This window comes from Pseudomonas sp. NFACC46-3 (assembly GCF_900114515.1).
GTDB classification, from domain to species: Bacteria; Pseudomonadota; Gammaproteobacteria; order Pseudomonadales; family Pseudomonadaceae; genus Aquipseudomonas; species Aquipseudomonas fluorescens_Q.
The window spans coordinates 19,587-38,720 of record NZ_FOTH01000022.1 but is presented as its reverse complement, the minus strand read 5'-3'; the positions used below and the strand labels follow the sequence as shown (position 1 = coordinate 38,720).

Annotated in this window: 17 protein-coding genes; 8 read left to right on the top strand and 9 right to left on the bottom strand. The window is 62.4% G+C overall.

Going from position 1 to position 19,134, the window contains the following annotated elements; genetic code table 11:
* Window positions 1–1,003: 1,003 nt before the first annotated feature.
* The 7 genes from BM300_RS20480 to BM300_RS20450 all read right to left on the bottom strand — a co-directional run bounded on the left by BM300_RS20480 (window position 1,004) and on the right by BM300_RS20450 (window position 9,650).
* A complete protein-coding gene (locus BM300_RS20480; protein WP_092221469.1) occupies window positions 1,004–1,570 on the bottom strand; it encodes a GNAT family N-acetyltransferase in 567 nt (188 codons plus the stop codon).
* 254 nt (window positions 1,571–1,824) lie between these two features.
* Window positions 1,825–2,595, bottom strand: coding sequence for an electron transfer flavoprotein subunit beta (locus BM300_RS20475; RefSeq protein ID WP_063324042.1), 771 nt, complete (start codon window positions 2,593–2,595; stop codon window positions 1,825–1,827).
* Between the two features lie 13 nt (window positions 2,596–2,608).
* On the bottom strand, window positions 2,609–3,829 hold the full coding sequence (locus tag BM300_RS20470) for an electron transfer flavoprotein subunit alpha (protein WP_092221467.1): 1,221 nt from the start codon (window positions 3,827–3,829) through the stop codon (window positions 2,609–2,611).
* A complete protein-coding gene (dgcB, locus tag BM300_RS20465) occupies window positions 3,829–5,778 on the bottom strand; it encodes a dimethylglycine demethylation protein DgcB (RefSeq protein WP_092463819.1) in 1,950 nt (649 codons plus the stop codon). The genes BM300_RS20470 and dgcB overlap by 1 nt, the downstream gene beginning before the upstream one ends.
* A 207-nt stretch (window positions 5,779–5,985) precedes the next feature.
* The gene (dgcA, locus tag BM300_RS20460; RefSeq protein ID WP_047230382.1) at window positions 5,986–8,046 is read right to left on the bottom strand and encodes a dimethylglycine demethylation protein DgcA; all 2,061 of its coding nucleotides are present in this window, start codon (window positions 8,044–8,046) and stop codon (window positions 5,986–5,988) included.
* A 15-nt stretch (window positions 8,047–8,061) separates the two neighbouring features.
* A complete protein-coding gene (locus BM300_RS20455) occupies window positions 8,062–8,592 on the bottom strand; it encodes a 4-vinyl reductase (protein WP_003177589.1) in 531 nt (176 codons plus the stop codon).
* Between the two features lie 80 nt (window positions 8,593–8,672).
* Window positions 8,673–9,650: a dipeptidase gene (locus tag BM300_RS20450; protein WP_063324039.1), complete on the bottom strand. Its 978-nt coding sequence runs from the start codon at window positions 9,648–9,650 to the stop codon at window positions 8,673–8,675.
* Between the two features lie 234 nt (window positions 9,651–9,884).
* Here BM300_RS20450 and BM300_RS20440 point away from each other — a divergent pair, with 234 nt between their 5' ends.
* The 3 genes from BM300_RS20440 to BM300_RS20430 all read left to right on the top strand — a co-directional run bounded on the left by BM300_RS20440 (window position 9,885) and on the right by BM300_RS20430 (window position 11,674).
* Window positions 9,885–10,286: a lysozyme inhibitor LprI family protein gene (locus BM300_RS20440; RefSeq protein WP_092463813.1), complete on the top strand. Its 402-nt coding sequence runs from the start codon at window positions 9,885–9,887 to the stop codon at window positions 10,284–10,286.
* Window positions 10,287–10,393: 107 nt separating this feature from the next.
* Window positions 10,394–11,170, top strand: a complete 777-nt coding sequence (locus BM300_RS20435) for a bestrophin-like domain (protein ID WP_092463810.1) — start codon at window positions 10,394–10,396, stop codon at window positions 11,168–11,170.
* Window positions 11,171–11,257: 87 nt separating this feature from the next.
* Window positions 11,258–11,674, top strand: coding sequence for a DUF3010 family protein (locus BM300_RS20430; RefSeq protein ID WP_092463807.1), 417 nt, complete (start codon window positions 11,258–11,260; stop codon window positions 11,672–11,674).
* Window positions 11,675–11,847: 173 nt separating this feature from the next.
* Here the strand turns inward: BM300_RS20430 and BM300_RS20425 are convergent, their stop codons facing one another.
* Together BM300_RS20425 and BM300_RS20420 are read right to left on the bottom strand one after the other, a co-directional pair.
* The gene (locus BM300_RS20425; protein ID WP_092463804.1) at window positions 11,848–13,023 is read right to left on the bottom strand and encodes an ATP-binding protein; all 1,176 of its coding nucleotides are present in this window, start codon (window positions 13,021–13,023) and stop codon (window positions 11,848–11,850) included.
* Window positions 13,024–13,091: 68 nt separating this feature from the next.
* The gene (locus tag BM300_RS20420) at window positions 13,092–14,051 is read right to left on the bottom strand and encodes a GlxA family transcriptional regulator (protein ID WP_092463802.1); all 960 of its coding nucleotides are present in this window, start codon (window positions 14,049–14,051) and stop codon (window positions 13,092–13,094) included.
* 186 nt (window positions 14,052–14,237) lie between these two features.
* On the opposite strand from BM300_RS20420, the gene BM300_RS20415 reads away from it, so the two are divergent.
* The 5 genes from BM300_RS20415 to BM300_RS20395 all read left to right on the top strand — a co-directional run bounded on the left by BM300_RS20415 (window position 14,238) and on the right by BM300_RS20395 (window position 19,123).
* Entirely contained in the window at window positions 14,238–15,182 is a 945-nt protein-coding gene (locus BM300_RS20415; protein WP_072342223.1) for a choline ABC transporter substrate-binding protein, read from the top strand.
* 71 nt (window positions 15,183–15,253) lie between these two features.
* Window positions 15,254–16,141: a 3-dehydrocarnitine:acetyl-CoA trimethylamine transferase CdhC gene (locus BM300_RS20410; RefSeq protein WP_092463800.1), complete on the top strand. Its 888-nt coding sequence runs from the start codon at window positions 15,254–15,256 to the stop codon at window positions 16,139–16,141.
* 178 nt (window positions 16,142–16,319) lie between these two features.
* Window positions 16,320–17,285, top strand: a complete 966-nt coding sequence (locus tag BM300_RS20405) for an L-carnitine dehydrogenase (protein WP_092146283.1) — start codon at window positions 16,320–16,322, stop codon at window positions 17,283–17,285.
* Window positions 17,286–17,462: 177 nt separating this feature from the next.
* Window positions 17,463–17,939 carry a thioesterase family protein gene (locus BM300_RS20400; protein ID WP_072342209.1) on the top strand — a complete coding sequence of 159 codons (477 nt, stop codon included), beginning with the start codon at window positions 17,463–17,465 and terminating at the stop codon, window positions 17,937–17,939.
* Between the two features lie 20 nt (window positions 17,940–17,959).
* Window positions 17,960–19,123, top strand: a complete 1,164-nt coding sequence (locus BM300_RS20395; RefSeq protein WP_063324029.1) for a gamma-butyrobetaine dioxygenase — start codon at window positions 17,960–17,962, stop codon at window positions 19,121–19,123.
* Window positions 19,124–19,134 lie beyond the last annotated feature (11 nt).

The window sequence follows — 19,134 nt, the reverse complement described above, 5'->3', positions numbered from 1 at the left end:
TCGACAGGCGCACGAACGCCTGGCCACTATCCCGTACGGGTTCGAGCGGCAGTCAGCGGTGTTACGGGGAAACGCGGGAACCTGCTGGGGCGCTATAGCCGCGCACGCAGATTGACGGCGCGGCGAGCGGGCCGTTTGGGCAACGAGGTGGGACGCGTCGGGACGCACGTCGCAGGAGAAAATGAATACGAGCGAGGGGGTTGGCTATCCATCATGTGTTCTCCCTGAACCTGATGTGGATAAATGAGCGATGTCCTTGTGCCATGGAGTGAAGACAGCCCACAGACCCTCGTCAAGGGTATGACTTAGAACTGTATGAAATTTGATCTATCACGATTTGCGCTATGCCCGCCGTGGCTTGCAGCGTTTGGCGAACAAGTTATCCACATGACCACCCACAGCAAATGGGGACAAGTACGTGTATGTCCGGCATTTTTCCACCGACAAAGTGAATAAAAACCGTGACTTATGAACAATGACGGTTTTACCGGCCCATCGGTTGTTTTCTGATCAAATACCTGTAAGCCATGCCTGGCAAGGCGTGTGGCGGTAAGCGAACACCTTATCCACAGAAGCGCCAACAGTGTTTGGGGGTAGTTTTGACGATTCTGTGGAAAACCCTTCTGACGGCTTGTAAATCGCGGTTTCACGGAGGTTTTCCTGATAAAAAGGGCTGTTTGATCATTTTATGACCAGCCCACGGAAGCCCCCGGTTCGTCTGGCTTGCAGCGTAGAGCGAACATCTTATCCACAGAAGCGCCAACAGAGATTGGGGGCAAGTGTTGTTATGCACCCGAGCTTATTCACACACAAAACCCATGAAAAACCGTAGGTTAGCCTGTCTGTTTTTTGAGCACTGCCCTGGAGGGCCCGATTGGCGTGGTGTACCGCGAGGGGCGAACAGGTTATCCACAGAGGCGCGCACAGGGATTGTGGGTAACCCCATACTTACCTGTGGGACCGGGCCAACCTGTGCCCCGCGCCAGGGTTTGCGCCGTACCGGTCAAGGCCGATGCATGAGGTAGGCGGCGCCCGTCACCTGAATCATCGGGTGCGGGACAACCTGACAGGTCTTGACGATGCTGAAGCCATGGCGCTCGTAAAAGCGCCGGGCGCCGGTGTTCGCGGCATAGTCGATCAAGCTCAGGCCCTTGAGCTCCAACTGATCGGCACGCTGCTGCGCCCGCTCGAGAAAGCGCACGCCCAACCCCTTGTTGCGCCAACCTTCATGGAGGGCCAGGCTGGAGATATAGAGGGTGTCGGGGATTTCCATGTCGGCGTAGGGCGCCAGGACCGGGTCTGTCACGGGGGCCGCCTGTGGATCATGACGCGTCACATAAGCGTGCATCATGCCAATGACCTGGCCGTTGGCCTCGGCGACAAGGCAGTTCTGGTAGGAAAAATCGACATCTTCCCGGGCATAACGCGCGGCGCCCACGTCAAGGAGATCCTGGCCTGGCTCCGCCAGCTGGCTCCAGATGTAATCCGATGCCCCCTCCGAGGAGATCCGGAACAAACGAGCGATCTCGTGTGTATCCGTGGGCAAGGCCGGACGAATTGCTACTTCCATTGAGGGGACTCCATTGGCGATGAAACGACCTTTTTTACCCACAGGCGTGAGACGCGGCAACCCGCCAGGCCAGTGGTTTTATGGCCGGATGTTGCAGCAGGTCAGGCGGGTGTTTTGAGCGCAGGCCTGGATGGCCTTTGCGGCGGAGCCGGACAGGTTATCCACAGAGGCGCACAGCAACGGCGGGCAAACACATGACCCCCTGTGGGAGCGAGCTTGCTCGCTCCCACAGGGGGACTCAGGTGTTCCTGGGTTTAGCGAACAACCCCTTCCTCAATCAACAGCTTGAGAATCGCCTCGGCCCCGGCCTCAGGGCTCACGCCCTTGAGCACCTGCCCGCCTCCGCCACTGGCCTTGGCCGTGGCGGCTTTCATGCGGTCGGCGCCGCTCTTGGCCTTGATCACTTTCAAGCGTTTGGGGCGTGGCTTGGCCGGTTGCAGGGTCGCCACCGCCAGCAAGGTGTCATCGAGCACCTCCACCTCTTCAGCGTGCAACGCCCCGCGCCGGGCCGGGCCGTAGGCGCTTTGCCGCGGCTTGGGCGCGGCGTTATCCACAGTAGCCAGGAACGGCAGGCGCACTTTCAGGCGACGCCGTTGGCCGCGAGGCAAGGCTTGCAGCACCAGGGCCACACCGCCGTCGATGGATTCGACCTGGGCCAGCCCCACCACCAGCGGCCAACCGAGATTCTCGGCCAGCAGGAACGGCAGCATGCCCGAGCCTTCACCGGTTTCCGCCTGGCTACCGGTGAGCACCACTTGGGCGCCGGCATCACGCAGGTAATCGGTCAGGGCCGGCAGGGCGTCGGCGCCGACGGGGTTTTCCAGCACGTGCAATTCATCCAGGCCCATGCCCAGGTAGGCGCGCAGGGCCGGTTCGGCCACGTCGCCGGCGTGCAGCACTTGCAGGTCGCTGCCGGCCAGTTGCAGGCCCAGCTCCACGGCCCGGGCGTCCTGTTCAGCGCGCCGGGGGCGCCCGGAAGTGGGGTGGGCGCCGATGGACACGAGGCTGATCACTTGGGTACTCATCAACTTATCCTTCTTAAGCCGCATCGCGCTTGGCTTCGTTGCGGTAAGCCTCTACCGCCGCGATCAAGGCCTGGAGAATCGCCGCGCTGTCACCGATCACCGACAGGTCTGCCCGTTTGATCATGTCGCAGCCTGGATCGAGGTTGATTGCCACCACCTTGTCGCAGGCGCCAATGCCCTGCAGGTGCTGGATTGCCCCGGAAATCCCCACGGCCACGTAGACCCGCGCCGTAACCCAAGTGCCGGACGCACCGACCTGGCGATCGCGGGCCATGAAGCCGTCGTCCACCGCCACTCGCGAAGCGCCCTCGGTGGCGCCCAGGGCCGCTGCGGTCTGGTGGAACAGTGCCCAGTCCTTGACGCCGTTGCCGCCGGAGAAAATGAATTCGGCCTCGGCCATCGGGATCGCCCCCGGGTCCACCGCCACCGCGCCGAGGTCTTCGATACGCGACAGGCTGCGGGCCACGCTTGTGGATAACTCCACCGGCAAGGCTTCGTGGCGGGTTTCGCTGACCGGTTCAGCGCATTCGGCCGCTGCCAGGATCAAGCGCGCCAATGGCCGGGCCAGGTCTTGCAGGCCGGCACCGGCGCGGCCGATGCACTCTTCGCCCTTGACCTGCCAGACCCGCGTGGCCGGGCGTTCACCCAGGGCCGCCGCCAAGCGCCGGCCGAGTTCGCCGCCACCGGTGCGGCTGTCAGGCAACAGCCAATGGCGTGGGCTGAACTGGTTATCCACAGCCCGCAGGCCTTGCACCCGTTGTTCCGGTGCATAACCGCTGAATTCCTCGCCATCGAGCACCAGCAAGCGGTCGACACCGGCCGTGGCGAAGGCGTTTTCCTTGTGCTCGCCGAAGACCACCGCCAGCACTGCACCGTCCGTACCTGCGAGCTGATGGGCCAGGCCCAACAGATCGCGGTCGTGGCTGCTCAAGCGGCCCCCGACCATGTCCGGCACCACGCTGATGTAGAACGCCGGTTGCGGCACCTGATGCAGCGGCAATTGCACTTCCACGGCGGCAGTACGCTTGCTCGCGCCTCCCTGCTGGGCGCCGCTGCGGTCGATGCGCTTGATGCCGTTGGGACCGATGAAACCGATGCCATGGACATTCTTGCGAATGACGCCGTTGGGGCCCATCCAGCTGTGTTGCACCGGTTGCATGGCCGCGTGCAGCGGGTGCAGGCGGTTGCGGGCGATCCACTCGGCGCGAGGGTCGCGGCGGATGATGTCGCTCATTAATGCACCTCCGCGGGTTCACGTTTGACCGGGATCACCGGTTTGCTCGGGGCCGCGTCTTCCAGCAGCGCGTCGGCCACCAGTTCGGCGATGTCCTTGATCATCGGCCGCGGCTCGACCACACCTTCGAGCATCGCAGTGCACTGTGGACAACCCACGGCCACCAGTTCGGCGCCGGTTTCGCGGATGTCTTCCATGCGCATGTCAGGGATCCGCTGCTTGCCCGGGATGTCGGTGATCGGCGCACCGCCGCCACCGCCGCAGCAACGCGAACGGAAACCGGAACGCTGCATCTCCTTGACCTCGATACCCAGCGCGCGCAGCACCTGGCGCGGCGCCTCGTATTCGCCGTTGTAGCGGCCCAGGTAGCACGGGTCGTGATACGTCACGCTGTCGCCCTTGTGCTGGCCGAGGTTCAGGGCGCCGGCGTCGATGATTTCCGCCATATAGGTGCTGTGGTGCTGCACCAGGTAGTTGCCATCGAAGGCGCCGTATTCGTTTTTCAGTACGTGGAAACTGTGGGGGTCACAGGTGACGATGCGGTTGAAGCTGTATTTGGCCAGGGTCTGGATGTTGCGTTTGGCCAACAGCTGGAACGTCGCCTCATCACCCAGGCGCCGGGCCACGTCGCCGCTGTCGCGTTCTTCGAGGCCGAGCACGGCGAAGTCGACTTTCGCCGCCTTGAGCACTTTGACGAACGCCCGCAGGGTGCGCTGGTTGCGCATGTCAAAGGCACCGTCGCCGACCCAGAACAGCACGTCGGTGGATTTCTTCTCGCTGAGCAGGTTCAGGTTCAAATCCGCCGCCCAGTTCATCCGCCCGCCCGGGGCAAAGCCACCTGGGTTGTCGGTGGCGATGAGGTTTTCCAGGACCTCGGCACCTTTGTTTGGCGTGGCGCCTTTTTCCAGGGTCAGGTGACGACGCATGTCGACGATGGCATCGACGTGCTCGATCATCATCGGGCATTCCTCGACGCAGGCCCGGCAGGTGGTGCAGGACCACAGCGTCTCGGCGTCCACCAGGCCATTGACGATCGGCTGATGAGGATTGCCGCCGTGTTCGCCCACGGGTTTGCCCGGGTATGGGCTGCCAGCGAACTTCGCATCGGTGCCACCGGCCAGGCCGACGACCATGTCCTGGATGAGTTTTTTCGGGTTCAGCGGCTGGCCCGCGGCAAACGCCGGGCAGGCCGCTTCACACTTGCCGCACTGCACGCAGGCGTCGAAGCCCAGCAGTTGGTTCCAGGTGAAATCCTTGGGTTTCTCCACGCCCAGCGGTGCCGCTGGGTCGTTCAGGTCCAACGGCTTGAGCCCGGTGGAACGACCGCCGCCAAAACGCTCGGCGCGGCGGTGCCAGGCCAGGTGCAAGGCACCGGCGAAGGCGTGCTTCATCGGCCCGCCCCAGGTCATGCCGAAGAACAGTTCCGAGACGCCCCACAGCACACCGACACCCAGGACCGCCGCCACCAGCCAACCGCCGAAGTTCTCCGGCAGGATCCCCGCCACCGGCAGGGTCACCAGGAAGAACGATGCCGAGAAGGCCAACAGGCTCTTCGGCAGGCGCATCCATGGGCCCTTGGACAAACGGGCCGGCGGATTGCGCCGACGCAGATAGACGAAGATCGCACCGACAAACATGACGGCCGTCATCAACAGCAAGGCGTAGCCGAGGAAGCGGTTATGCAGGCCAAACCCGTGGACCAGGATCGCCAGCACCACCGACGCTACCGCACCACCGGCCGTGGCCACGTGGGTGTTGGCAATGTATTTGTCCCGCGCCACCACATGGTGCAAGTCCACCATGTAGCGCTTGGGCATGGCGAAGAGGCCGCCGATCAGGTCGACCTTGGACGGTCGCCCCCGGCGCCACATATTCACCCGCCGCAAGGCGCCGAGGACCGCGAGGCCCAAAGCGGCGAACAGCAGGATAGGAAGAAGGGTGTTCAGCATAGGTGTTGCTCCCAAAGACGCAGGATCATGTGCGCGCCAGTGAGAGCGACGCACCTACTTGTGGCGAGGGAGCTTGCTCCCGCTGGAGCGCGAAGCACTCCCAAAACAGCCCCAGGCGTAAACCTGATGCTTCTCGACTGATGATTGGGGCTGCTTCGCAGCCCAGCGGGAGCAAGCTCCCTCGCCACAGGTAATGGTGGTAATCCGTTAGAAATCCTTGCACAACCGCAGGGCGTCGTAGATGGCGGCGTGGGTATTACGCTGGGCCACGCAGTCGCCAATGCGGAACAGCAGGTAGCCATCGCCGCTCTGCTCCAGGCACGGCTGAGGCTTGATCGCGAACAGGGCTTCGACGTCGATCTGGCCCTTGTTGCGCGAACCTTCCTTGAGCGCGTAGTAGATTTCTTCGTCCGGACGCACGCCGTTTTCCACCACCACCTGGTCCACCACGCGTTCTTCCTTGGCCCCGGTGTATTCGTTCTCCAGCACCGCCACCAGCTTGTCGCCTTCGCGGTAGACCTTCTCCAGCATCATGTCCCCGGTCATGATCACTTCCTTGGGGTACATGCTGCGGTAGTAGGTGGGGAACGAGGTCCCGCCAATGGCCACGCCCGGCTTGATGTCGTCGGTGACGATCTCCACCTGGCTGCCCTTGTCGGCGAGGAAGTCGGCCACCGACATGCCGGTGAACTCGCAAATGGTGTCGTAGACCAGCACGTTCTTGCCTGGCGCGACCTTACCGTCGAGCACGTCCCAACTGCTGACCACCAGCCCTTCGGCGGCGCCCCAGTGCTCGTTCTGCTCCAGGAACGGATGGCCGCCGACGGCCAGCACCACCACGTCCGGACGCAAGTCCATGATGGTTGCCGCATCCGCCGCCACGCCCAGGCGCAGGTCGACTTTCAACCGCGCCAGCTCCAGTTGGAACCAGCGGGTGATACCGGCGATCTGGTCCCGTTGCGGGGCTTTCGAAGCCGTGGTGATCTGCCCACCGATGAATTCTTTTTTCTCGAACAGGGTCACGTCGTGCCCACGTTCGGCGGCCACACGCGCCGCTTCCATCCCCGCTGGGCCGGCCCCCACTACGACCACCTTGCGTTTCGGCCCGGTGGACTTCTCGATGATGTGCGGCACGCCCATGTATTCACGGGACGTCGCGGCGTTCTGGATGCACAGCACGTCCAGGCCCTGGTACTGGCGGTCGATGCAGTAGTTGGCACCGACGCACTGCTTGATCTGGTCGATCTGGCCCATCTTGATCTTGGCGATCAGGTGCGGGTCGGCGATGTGGGCGCGGGTCATGCCGACCATGTCGACGTAACCGCCCTCCAGGATCCGCGTGGCCTGGTTCGGGTCCTTGATGTTCTGCGCATGCAGCACCGGGACCTTGACCACTTCCTTGATGCCAGCGGCCAGGTGCAGGAACGGCTCCGGTGGATAGCTCATGTTCGGGATGACGTTGGCCAGGGTGTTGTGGGTATCGCAACCCGAACCCACCACGCCGATGAAATCCAGCATGCCGGTATCGTCGTAGTACTTGGCGATCTGCTTCATGTCCTCGTGGGACAAGCCGTCCGGGTGGAATTCGTCACCGCAGATGCGCATGCCCACGCAGAAGTCGTCACCCACCTCGGCGCGTACGGCTTTCAGCACTTCCAGGCCGAACTTCATGCGGCCTTCGAAGCTGCCGCCCCATTCGTCGGTACGCTTGTTGACCCGCGGGCTCCAGAACTGGTCGATCATGTGCTGGTGCACGGCGGACAGTTCGACACCGTCCAGGCCACCGGCCTTGGCCCGGCGCGCCGCCTGGGCGTAGTTGCCGATCACCCGCCAGATTTCTTCCGGCTCGATGGTCTTGCAGGTGGCGCGGTGCACCGGCTCACGCACACCGGACGGCGACATCAGGGTCGGCCAGTTGAAACCGTCCCAGCGCGAGCGACGGCCCATGTGGGTAATCTGGATCATGATCTTGGCGCCATGCTTGTGCATGGCGTCAGCCAGGTTCTGGAAGTGCGGGATGATGCGGTCGGTGGACAGGTTCACCGAGCTCCACCATTCCTGCGGGCTGTCGATGGCAACCACCGACGAGCCACCGCAGATCGCCAGGCCGATGCCGCCCTTGGCCTTCTCTTCGTAATACTTCACGTACCGGTCGGTGGTCATGCCGCCGTCGGTGGCGTAGACCTCGGCGTGCGCGGTGCTGAGCACGCGGTTGCGGATGGTCAGCTTGCCGATCTGGATCGGCTGGAACATTGCTTCAAAAGCCATGGCGCGATCCTCGACTTACAACGGCTTGACGATGAACAGGCCGTCGTCGTGGCCTTCTTCGGAACCGCCGTAGACCTGCTCGGCCACGGTGCGGATCTTGCTGCCACGAGCGGCGAGGATCTGGTCCATGGCGCCGGCGAACCAGCCGGTGAACATGTAGTCGACCTTGCGCCCGACCTTGCCGTACACGTAGACGAACGCCGAGTGTTCGAGCTTGACGCTGGCGGTGCCTTTGTCGAGGTCGATGTCCTGGATCTTGAACAGGCCCCAGCCACGCTGGGACAGGCGCTTCATGTAGTGTTCGAACACCGCGACGCCTTCCAGGCCATGGCATTCGGCTTCTTTTTCACACCAGTGCCAGGCGGATTTGTAGCCGGCCTTGTAGAGAATCTCGGCGTAGGCGTCGGCGCCCAGGACTTCTTCGATACCCATGTGGTTGTTGACGAAGAAGTGACGCGGCACATAGAGCATCGGCAGGGCGTCGGAGGTCCAGACACCGGTTTCGCTGTCGACTTCGATAGGCAGTTGGGGGGCGATTTTGGCCATGAAAACTTGACTCCGGAAATGCGTGGTATTGCCTGCGGCGCACAAGGCCGCAGGTAAAGGATTCAGCGGTGCGGCGGCGGTTATTCGCCCCAGACGTCTTTGAGGACGTTGACCCAGTTCTCACCCATGATCTTGCGCACCACCCGCTCAGGGTGACCGCGCTTGAGCAGCGTCTCGGTGAGGTTCGGGAACTCGCCCACGGTACGGATGCCCAGGGGGTTGATGATCTTGCCGAAGCTGGTCAGACGACGGGCGTAGCCCTTGTCGTGGGTCAGCATCTCGAAGAACGCCTGGTCGTGGCCCTGGGTGAAGTCGGTGCCGATACCGATGGCGTCTTCACCGACGAGGTTCATGGTGTATTCGATGGCCTCGGCGTAGTCGTCGATGGTCGAATCGATGCCCTTGGCCAGGAACGGCGCGAACATGGTCACGCCGACAAAGCCACCGTGATCGGCAATGAACTTCAGTTCTTCATCGGACTTGTTGCGCGGGTGCTCTTTCAGGCCGGACGGCAGGCAGTGGGAATAGCAGACCGGCTTCTTCGACTCGAGGATGACCTCTTCGGAGGTCTTGGAACCAACGTGGGACAGGTCGCACATGATGCCGACCCGGTTCATCTCGGCGACGATCTCACGACCGAAGCCCGACAGGCCGCCGTCGCGCTCGTAGCAACCGGTGCCCACCAGGTTCTGGGTGTTGTAGCACATCTGCACCACACCGACGCCGAGCTGCTTGAAGATCTCGACGTAGCCGAGCTGGTCTTCGAAGGCATGGGCGTTCTGGAAGCCGAAGATGATGCCGGTCTTGCCCTGTTCCTTGGCGAGACGGATGTCGGCGGTGGTTTTCACCGGGATCACCAGATCGCTGTTTTCGCGGATCAGTTTCTGGCTGGCTGCGATGTTGTTGATGGTGGCCTGGAAGCCTTCCCATACCGACACGGTGCAGTTGGCTGCGGTCAGGCCGCCCTTGCGCATGTCTTCGAACAGTTCGCGGTTCCATTTGGCAATGATCAGCCCGTCGATAACGATGCTGTCGGCGTGCAATTCGGCTGGGCTCATCAGGCAGTCCCCTTTTATCGGATTTCATGCGCCGAATCGTCTGCCGGCGCTTTGGGGCCAGCATATGCCTGAGGGCCGTGGCGACCCGGTGCAAAAACGACAGGGGAATTGCCGAAAGCGTCAATCCACGACAATGGACTACAACAGGCCCATCCTGCCCGTCTGTTCTTTACCCGACGGTTGCGCCAGAATCCGCCGCATCACTGGTTTTCACTGGACTTGAGCGGCAACGCAATGAAATCACTCTTCCTGGCTTTGGCACTGATCAGCACCGTCGCACATGCGACCGAAGACACCGAACCCAACCCCTGCGACGAAGTTGAAAACGACGTCCAGACCCTGGCCTGCTCGGCCTACGGCAAGACCGCCGCTGAACAGTTGCTCAATGAAAACCTGCAAAGCCTCTTTGAGCGCCTGCAAACCCGCTACGCCAGCGACAAGGCGCAACTCAACGACATCACCGCCAAGGTCAAGACCGCCCAACAACTGTGGCTCAAACAACGCGACGCCGATTGCGCCATCGCCGCCTTCCCGGCCAAACCCGGCAGCGAAGCCTACAAGATCGCCGAAAACGACTGCATGGCCCAGGTGAGCGATGATCGGTCGGAGTTTTTGGAGTCGATTGGGCAGGATTGACCTCAGAGAGGTCGTTCCCGCCCCCGCCTCCTGTCAACTCTGACAGTAGGCGGATCACAAAGAGAATCCTAGGATGACGCCACGCTTGGCTTTGCGGGGATTCTCTTATGCACGCTCTTACCGCCCTGCCCTTCTACGGCGCGGCCATTTTCATTGCCATTGTGCTGGGCATCGAGGCCGGTCGCCGGATCGGCAACCGTCACCTGGCCCAAGACCCGGAGGGCGCCCGCCAAGGCATTGGTGCAATAGAAGGCGCGGTGTTCGGCCTGCTGGCACTCCTGATTGCCTTTACCTTCTCTGGCGCAGCCACACGCCTGGATCAACGGCGCGCGCTGATCGTTGCCGAAACCAATGCCATGGGCACCGCCTGGCTACGCCTGGACCTGCTACCGGCCAGCGAGCAACCGGCCGTGCGCCAGGCGTTCAAGGACTATGTCGACGCCCGCATCGAGTATTACCGCGACCTGCGCGAAGACGAACTCGACGAAGCCGCCCATGATCGCGCCAGTGACTTGCAACAGATCATCTGGAAACGCACGATCGCCGCTCTGCAGCAAATGCCCACTCCGACCCTGGGGGTCAGTGTGCTGCAGGCACAAAATGAAATGATCGATATCACCACCACCCGCGCCGTGGCCCATGAAACCCACCCACCGCTGGTCATCTACCTGATGTTGGTGACCATGGCCCTGATCAGCGCCCTGCTGATCGGCTATGGCATGGCCGGTGCAAAGCGGCGCAACTGGCTGCACAGCCTGGGTTACGCGGCGGTCATGGTCTGCGTGCTGTATGTGATCCTGGACTTCGAATACCCCCGCTTCGGCGTCATCCGAGTCGATTACTTCGACAAGATCATGCTCGATCTGCGCCAAAGCATGAACTGAGTGGGCCGCAGATGAAAAAATCAGAGCGGCGTTCCAGACCAAGATGGATAAACTGCAATTCCACACCTCCGGGCATCAAGGGTTCCAATGATCATTTGCGGCATCGAAATCAAAGGCAGCGAAGCGATCATCGCCATTGCCTCGCTGGAACAGCAGACACTGACCCACGTCGCCCTGAACACCAAGAAAATCACCCTGGACGACGATGACGAAGCCGCCAACGTCAAGGCGTTTGCCGCCCAGGTACGGACTTTCGTGGCTGAGCATGGCATCGAACGCATCGCCATCAAGAAGCGCAGCAAGAAAGGCGAGTTCGCCGGCGGACCGACCACGTTCAAGATCGAGGGGATATTCCAGTTGCTGGAAGGCTGCGAGGTGACGCTGCTGTCACCGCAGACCCTCAACGCGCAGCACAAGAAACATGACTTCGCCTTGCCGGCGACGCTGAACAAATATCAACATGAGGCATACAAGGCGGCGTGTTCGGCATTGATGAAGAAATAGAGCTTTTCCAGCCGAACACAATACCTGTGGCGAGGGAGCTTGCTCCCGCTCGGCTGCGCAGCAGTCGTAGACCGGTTTTGCAGGGTTTACCTGTTGCACCATGGCGCCTGGTTTGGGGCGGCTGCGCCACCCAGCGGGAGCAAGCTCCCTCGCCACAGAATGTATTCCCAGGTTCAATGTTGCTTGCGATACCCCTTCAACCAATCGGCAAACGCCTTGTCCTCCAGTGCATAACCACCACGGTTGGACTTCCACACCAGTTCCTTGTCACGCAGCGCATCAATACAGGATTGGATGGTCTGGGTACCGGGCACGACTTCGCTTCCCATAATCCTCAGCACCTTGCCCACCGCCTCCAGCGTTGAATCGGTGAAGGGCGCGAAGGGTTCGTTGTTTTGCGAGCGCTCGGCCATGACCTGAAGCACGGCGCGTTGCGGCACCGTCAGGGCGTTCCAGGCGCTCTCGAACTCGGTCCAGACGCCGGCGCGCAGCATTTCAGCGCTGTTGCGCAGCAAGTCACCCAACTGGCTCGCCTCACCCAGTTCCAGGGCAATTTCGCCGATGACGCTGCGCAACATCTCTGGACGGCGCCCAACCAACTCAAAAGCCTGGTCCAGATCATCGGCGTTGAACTGGTTGGTCTGGGCCAGGTGCGCGTTCAAATGAGCGGTATAGGCTTGGGTGAAGGCTTTGCCCAGCAACGGAAACGGCGTGATGCTGGACCCGTAGAACGGTTGGTTGCGGCTTAATACCAAGTGCGCGAGCTTGTCGCGATTGGAGCCGGTGAACACCAGCCGCAGGCCGCTGGCATCCCCCTCACGTCCCTGGTTGAGCTGGTCGCGGGCAGCCTTGAGGCCGAACATCGCGTTGACCCCGGCCTCGGTGGTCAAGGCATGCTGGGCTTCGTCGATCACCAGCACCACGGTTTTACCCGCGGCACGGTGCAACAGCTCCAGCGCCTGGGTCAGCGTCGCCCCTTCGGGCAGTTGCGGCTGGCTGAAATCCCAGGACAACGTGCGCAAGAAGCTGAGTTTGTCGATGCCCATGGATTTGGCGAGCTTGCGGATGCCCTTTTCATAAGGCACCAGTGCCCCGGCGATGGCCGAGGCGATCAGGTCGGCAGGGTCCTTCTCCTTGTTGGCCCAAAGGTCGACGTAGACCGCGAGCCAACCTCGCGTCTCGCATTCGGGAATCAGGTCTTCGCGCAGGAACGTACTTTTTCCGGTACGCCTTGGCGCGGCCAGGAACAGGCCTGAGGTGTAATCCTGGATCCCGGCGCCGGCCAGCCCATCGACAATATTGCGGGCCAGATCGGGGCGCCGGAAGACAAAACCGGGGTGCTTGGACATGGTTTTATACTCAATTATGGCGACAGGTATAATTTATAGTCGCGAGTATAATTGAGTATAAAAGCCTGTCAAACCAGCTCCCGACCATCCCCCTGCCGTCGCCGATCCTCCCGCGGGCATCGCTCGAACCGTGCCCGATAGCTGCGGGTGAAGTACGACGGCGACTCAAAGCCGCAGGCGATGCTCACTTCCAACACACTCATGTCGGTCTGGCGCAGCAACTGCCGGGCCTTCTCCAGGCGCAGCCCCAGGTAGAAGTTGCTCGGGGTGTCGTTCAGGTGCAGGCGGAACAGGCGTTCGAGTTGGCGCCGGGTGACGCCGATGGATTCGGCCAGTGCCAAGGTGCTCAGGGGCGGTTCGCTGTGGGTTTCCATCTCGCCAATGACGTGCACCAGCTTCTTGTTGCGAATGCCATAGCGGTTGGCGATTTCCATGCGCTGGTGATCTTTGCGCGGACGGATGCGGCCGAGCACGAACTGCTCGCTGACCTGGATCGCCAGTTCCGAACCGTGGGCCTGGCCGATCAGGTCCAGCATCAGGTCGATGGAAGCCGTGCCGCCCGCGCAAGTAATGCGGCGACGGTCGATCTCGAACAGTTCCTGGGTCACGCTGAGTTGCGGATAAGACTCCTTGAACGCCTCGATCGCTTCCCAATGCAAGGTCACGCGGTGCCCTTCCAATAGCCCCGCCTCGGCCAACACCACGCTGCCGGTGTCGATGCCGCCCAGGGTCACACCTTCGTTGTCCAGCCGATGCAGCCAGCGCTCCAGCGTCGGGGTGGCGAATTTGAGCGGTTCGAACCCGGCCACCACCCAGAGGGTCGCGCCCTTCTTCAGCGGCTCCAGTGCGGCATCGGCGTTGACCGACATGCCATTGCTCGCCAGCACCGGCCCGCCATCGACACTCAGCACATGCCAGCGGTACAGCTCGCCACGAAACCGATTGGCGACCCGCAACGGCTCGATGGCCGAAATGAAACCGATAGCCGAAAAACCCGGCATCAACAAAAAGTAGAAATCCTGGGACATGGAGCGCACTCGGTTGGCGGGTAGCGTGCGGACCTTGATACGCCAGTTGCAAGGCCCATTCAAGAGTCGCTGCAGTGCAAGAGCACGTCGCCGCTGTGCGTTTTGCCAGGCGCCGGGCTGCGTAACTTGGCATCACCGGTGCGCAGATGCCGGAACCCATAACAATAAGCTGCCGAGGAACCCGACATGAAACGACTGATCAGCTCCTGTGTACTTGCACTTTGCGGCACCACTTTCCTCAATGGCGCCGCCATGGCTGCCGAGCCCGCCGCGTGCCAGAACGTGCGCCTGGGCGTGGTCAACTGGACCGATGTCATCGCCACCAGCGCCCTGACCCAAGTGATGCTCGACGGCCTCGGCTACAAGACCAAGCAAACCAGCGCCTCCCAGCAAATCATCTTCGCTGGCATCCGCGACCAGCGCCTGGACTTGTTCCTGGGTTACTGGAACCCGCTGATGACCCAGACCATCACCCCGTTCGTCGAGGCCAAGCAGGTCAAAGTGCTAGAGCAGCCTAGCCTCAAGGACGCCCGCGCCACCCTGGCGGTACCGACCTACCTGGCCGACAAGGGCCTGAAAACCTTCGCCGACATCGCCAAATTCGAAAAAGAACTGGGCGGCAAGATCTACGGCATCGAGCCGGGCTCCGGCGCCAATACCCAGATCAAGGCGATGATCGCCAAGAACCAGTTCGGCCTGGGCAAATTCCAACTGGTCGAGTCCAGCGAAGCCGGCATGCTCGCCGCCGTGGACCGCGCCGTGCGGCGCAAGGAAGCCGTGGTGTTCTTCGGCTGGGCGCCGCACCCGATGAACGTCAACGTGCAAATGACCTACCTCACCGGCAGCGACGACGCCCTCGGCCCGAACGAAGGCATGGCCACCGTGTGGACCGTCACCGCGCCGGACTACGCCCAACAATGCCCGAACGTCGGTCGCCTGCTGAGCAACCTGACGTTCAGCGCCGAAGATGAAAGCCGGATGATGCAGCCATTGCTCGATCACAAGGACCCGCTCGAATCGGCCCGGCAATGGCTCAAGGATCATCCGCAAGACAAGCAGCGTTGGCTCGAAGGCGTCACCACCTTCGACGGCAAGCCCGCCGCCGACAACCTGAAACTGACCAGTAACTGAACAACCGCTATCCATCTGCGCAGCACCAAAGGGCTGCGCAGTGACTTACCACGCCTGAAGGAATCCGCACCATGAACCACGACGTCATCATCACCTGCGCACTCACCGGTGCTGGCGACACGACCGCCAAGAGCCCGCACGTCCCGGTCACCCCGAAACAGATCGCCGCCGCCGCCGTCGAGGCCGCAAAGGCCGGGGCCACGGTGGTTCACTGCCACGTTCGCGACCCTCAGACCGGCAAGTTCAGCCGTGACGTGGCGCTGTACCGCGAAGTGATGGAGCGCATCCGTGAAGCGGACGTGGACATCATCGTCAACCTCACCGCCGGCATGGGCGGCGACCTGGAGATCGGTGCGGGCGAACAGCCAATGGAATTCGGCCCCAACACCGACCTGGTGGGCCCGCTGACCCGCCTGGCTCATGTCGAAGAGTTGTTGCCAGAAATCTGCACGCTGGATTGCGGCACCCTGAACTTCGGCGACGGCGACACCATTTACGTCTCCACTCCGGCGCAACTGCGGGCCGGCGCCAAGCGCATCACCGAACTGGGGGTCAAGGCCGAGCTGGAGATCTTCGACACCGGTCACCTGTGGTTCGCCAAGCAACTGATCAAGGAAGGCCTGCTGGACAACCCACTGTTCCAACTCTGCCTGGGTATCCCGTGGGGCGCACCGGCCGACACCACCACCATGAAAGCCATGGTCGACAACCTGCCGGCGGACGCGGTGTGGGCGGGTTTCGGCATCGGCCGCATGCAAATGCCGATGGCCGCCCAGGCCGTGCTGCTGGGAGGCAACGTGCGGGTCGGGCTGGAAGACAACCTCTGGCTGGACAAAGGCGTACTCGCGACCAACGGTCAGTTGGTGGAGCGGGCCGGCGAAATCCTCAGCCGCCTCGGCGCCCGCGTGCTCACCCCGGCTGAAGGTCGCAAGAAAATGGGGCTGACCCAGCGCGGCTGAACCGAACGTACACATTGGATCTGCAGTGACTGCAGGTCTCAAGACCACCAAGATCAAATGTGGGAGCGAGCTTGCTCGCGATAGCGGCGGTACATCCAGGGCATCTGCTGCACCTGGAATCCGTCATCGCGAGCAAGCTCGCTCCCACAGGGAATCGGCGAATCATTAGGAAAACACCATGAGCTTTATCACCGACATCAAGACCTTCGCCGCCCTGGGCAGTGGTGTAATCGGCAGCGGCTGGGTCAGCAGGGCCCTGGCCCATGGCCTGGACGTCGTCGCCTGGGACCCGGCGCCGGGTGCCGAGGCGGCATTGCGCAAACGCGTCGCCAACGCTTGGGGCGCGCTGGAAAAACAGGGCCTGGCCCCTGGCGCCTCGCAGGATCGGCTGCGCTTTGTCGCGACCATCGAAGAATGTGTGCGCGACGCCGATTTCATCCAGGAAAGCGCCCCCGAGCGCCTGGAATTGAAGCTCGAATTGCACGGCCAGATCAGTGCCGCTGCCAAGCCGAACGCGCTGATCGGTTCCAGTACCTCGGGGCTGCTGCCGAGCGAATTCTACGAAGGCGCCACCCATCCGGAGCGCTGCGTGGTCGGGCACCCGTTCAACCCGGTCTATCTGTTGCCGCTGGTGGAAGTGGTCGGCGGCAAAAACACCGCGCCCGAAGCCGTACAGGCGGCGATGCAGGTGTACGAATCCCTTGGCATGCGGCCGCTGCACGTGCGCAAGGAAGTGCCAGGTTTCATTGCCGACCGCCTGCTCGAAGCGCTGTGGCGCGAAGCCCTGCACCTGGTCAACGACGGGGTGGCGACCACGGGGGAAATCGACGATGCGATCCGCTTTGGCGCCGGCTTGCGCTGGTCGTTCATGGGCACGTTCCTGACCTACACCCTGGCCGGCGGCGATGCCGGGATGCGGCACTTCATGGCCCAGTTCGGCCCGGCGCTGCAACTGCCGTGGACCTACCTGCCAGCGCCAGAGCTGACCGAAAAACTGATCGACGATGTGGTGGACGGCACGAGCGCGCAATTGGGCAGCCATAGCATCTCGGCCCTGGAGCGCTATCGTGACGATTGTCTGCTGGCTGTGCTGGAGGCGGTGAAGGCCACCAAGGCCAAGCATGGCATGGCGTTCAGCGAATAACCCCCCCCTGTGGCGAGGGAGCTTGCTCCCGCTGGACTGCGAAGCAGTCCCAAAACCGGCAAATGCGGTGTATCAGTCAAATCGTATTCGCTGGTTTTACGACCGCTTCGCGGCCGAGCGGGAGCAAGCTCCCTCGCCACAAGGGTGTACACCAGCGACTATTTGTGGAGTTCCAGCATGCCCACCCTAACCACCTATCAAACCCGCATCCTCCCCGAATGGGTCGATTACAACGGCCACCTGCGCGATGCCTTCTACCTGCTGATCTTCAGCTACGCCACCGACGCGCTGATGGACCGGCTCGGCATGGACAGCCAGAACCGCGAAGCCAGCGGCCACTCGTTGTTCACCCTCGAACTGCACCTGAACTACCTGCACGAAGTGAAGCTCGACGCCCAGGTCGAGGTACACACGCACATCATCGGCCACGACGCCAAACGCCTGCACCTCTACCACAGCCTGCATCTGGTCGGCGGTGATAAAGAGTTGGCCGGCAATGAACAGATGCTACTGCACGTCGACCTGGCCGGCCCGCGCTCCGCGCCTTTCACCGAACAGACCCTGGGCCGGCTCGGCGCCCTGCTCGACGAACAATCCGACCTGCCGCCGCCGCTGTACATCGGCCGGATCATCGCCCTGCCTCTCCCCCGATAAGCCGCGAACAGGAGATCGCCATGAACACCGCCGCCGCCTTTGCCGACTTTCGCCATTACCCCTTGATCTTCCCATTGACCGCCGTCACACCGTTGGCCGACCGGATCCAAGTGATGTGGGCCGATGGCCGGGCCAGCCCCTTTCATCACCCGTGGCTGCGGGACAACTGCCCTTGCCCTCAATGCGTCTACAGCGTCACCCGCGAGCAGGTGCTGGAAATCATCGACGTCCCTGAAGACATTGCCCCCGGCGCAACCTACCTCGACGACGAAGGCTGCCTGTGCGTGAACTGGCAGGACGGTCACCAGAGCCGTTTCGACCCGGGCTGGTTGCGCGCCCACGCCTACGATGATCAGTCCCGGGCCGAGCGCCTGGCGAACAAGCCTCGGCGCCAACTGTGGCGGCATGACCTGCAATTGCCAGTGTTCGACTACCCGGCACTGATGGACGATGCCCATGCGTTGTTGCAATGGTTGCTGGCGGTGCGCGACATCGGCCTGACCCAGGTGCGCGGCGTACCCACCGAACCCGGCTCGCTGACACGGATTGCCCAGCGCATTTCCTTTATTCGCGAGAGCAACTTCGGTGTGCTGTTCAATGTGCAGTCCAAAGCCGATGCCGACAGCAACGCCTACACCGCTTTCAACCTGCCATTGCACAGTGATTTGCCGACCCGGGAATTACAGCCGGGGCTGCAATTCTTGCATTGCCTGGTGAATGACGCCGACGGTGGCGAGAGCATTTTTGTCGACGGGTTTGCCATTGCTGAAGCACTGCGCCAGGAAGACCCCGAGGCCTTCGACGCGCTGTGCCGGATCCCGGTGGAGTTTCGCAACAAGGACCGTCGCAGCGACTACCGCTGCCTGGCGCCAATCATCGCGCTGGACGCCCTCGGCCAGGTTTCGGAAATCCGCATGGCGAACTTCCTGCGCGGGCCGTTCGACACCACGGTCGAGCAGATGCCCAAGCTTTACCGCGCCTACCGCCGCTTCATTGCCCTGACCCGCGAGCCACAATTTCGCCTGGTACAGCGTCTCGAACCAGGCCAGCTCTGGTGCTTCGACAACCGCCGCACCCTCCACGCCCGCAATGCCTTCGACCCGGCCTCCGGGGCCCGGCATTTCCAGGGATGCTATGTGGATCGGGATGAGTTGTTGTCGCGGATTCTGGTGTTGCAGCGCTAGGCCGCGTCATC

Excerpts from the sequence above, each read along its gene's own strand:
- BM300_RS20470 (WP_092221467.1), bottom strand. The coding sequence starts at position 3,829 with ATGAGCGACATCATCCGCCGCGACCCTCGCGCCGAGTGGATCGCCCGC.
- BM300_RS20480 (WP_092221469.1), bottom strand. The coding sequence starts at position 1,570 with ATGGAAGTAGCAATTCGTCCGGCCTTGCCCACGGATACACACGAGATC.
- BM300_RS20410 (WP_092463800.1), top strand. The coding sequence starts at position 15,254 with ATGAACCACGACGTCATCATCACCTGCGCACTCACCGGTGCTGGCGAC.
- BM300_RS20400 (WP_072342209.1), top strand. The coding sequence starts at position 17,463 with ATGCCCACCCTAACCACCTATCAAACCCGCATCCTCCCCGAATGGGTC.
- BM300_RS20475 (WP_063324042.1), bottom strand. The coding sequence starts at position 2,595 with ATGAGTACCCAAGTGATCAGCCTCGTGTCCATCGGCGCCCACCCCACT.
- BM300_RS20440 (WP_092463813.1), top strand. The coding sequence starts at position 9,885 with ATGAAATCACTCTTCCTGGCTTTGGCACTGATCAGCACCGTCGCACAT.
- BM300_RS20395 (WP_063324029.1), top strand. The coding sequence starts at position 17,960 with ATGAACACCGCCGCCGCCTTTGCCGACTTTCGCCATTACCCCTTGATC.
- dgcB (WP_092463819.1), bottom strand. The coding sequence starts at position 5,778 with ATGCTGAACACCCTTCTTCCTATCCTGCTGTTCGCCGCTTTGGGCCTC.
- BM300_RS20450 (WP_063324039.1), bottom strand. The coding sequence starts at position 9,650 with ATGAGCCCAGCCGAATTGCACGCCGACAGCATCGTTATCGACGGGCTG.
- BM300_RS20435 (WP_092463810.1), top strand. The coding sequence starts at position 10,394 with ATGCACGCTCTTACCGCCCTGCCCTTCTACGGCGCGGCCATTTTCATT.
- BM300_RS20405 (WP_092146283.1), top strand. The coding sequence starts at position 16,320 with ATGAGCTTTATCACCGACATCAAGACCTTCGCCGCCCTGGGCAGTGGT.
- BM300_RS20455 (WP_003177589.1), bottom strand. The coding sequence starts at position 8,592 with ATGGCCAAAATCGCCCCCCAACTGCCTATCGAAGTCGACAGCGAAACC.
- BM300_RS20430 (WP_092463807.1), top strand. The coding sequence starts at position 11,258 with ATGATCATTTGCGGCATCGAAATCAAAGGCAGCGAAGCGATCATCGCC.
- dgcA (WP_047230382.1), bottom strand. The coding sequence starts at position 8,046 with ATGGCTTTTGAAGCAATGTTCCAGCCGATCCAGATCGGCAAGCTGACC.
- BM300_RS20425 (WP_092463804.1), bottom strand. The coding sequence starts at position 13,023 with ATGTCCAAGCACCCCGGTTTTGTCTTCCGGCGCCCCGATCTGGCCCGC.
- BM300_RS20415 (WP_072342223.1), top strand. The coding sequence starts at position 14,238 with ATGAAACGACTGATCAGCTCCTGTGTACTTGCACTTTGCGGCACCACT.
- BM300_RS20420 (WP_092463802.1), bottom strand. The coding sequence starts at position 14,051 with ATGTCCCAGGATTTCTACTTTTTGTTGATGCCGGGTTTTTCGGCTATC.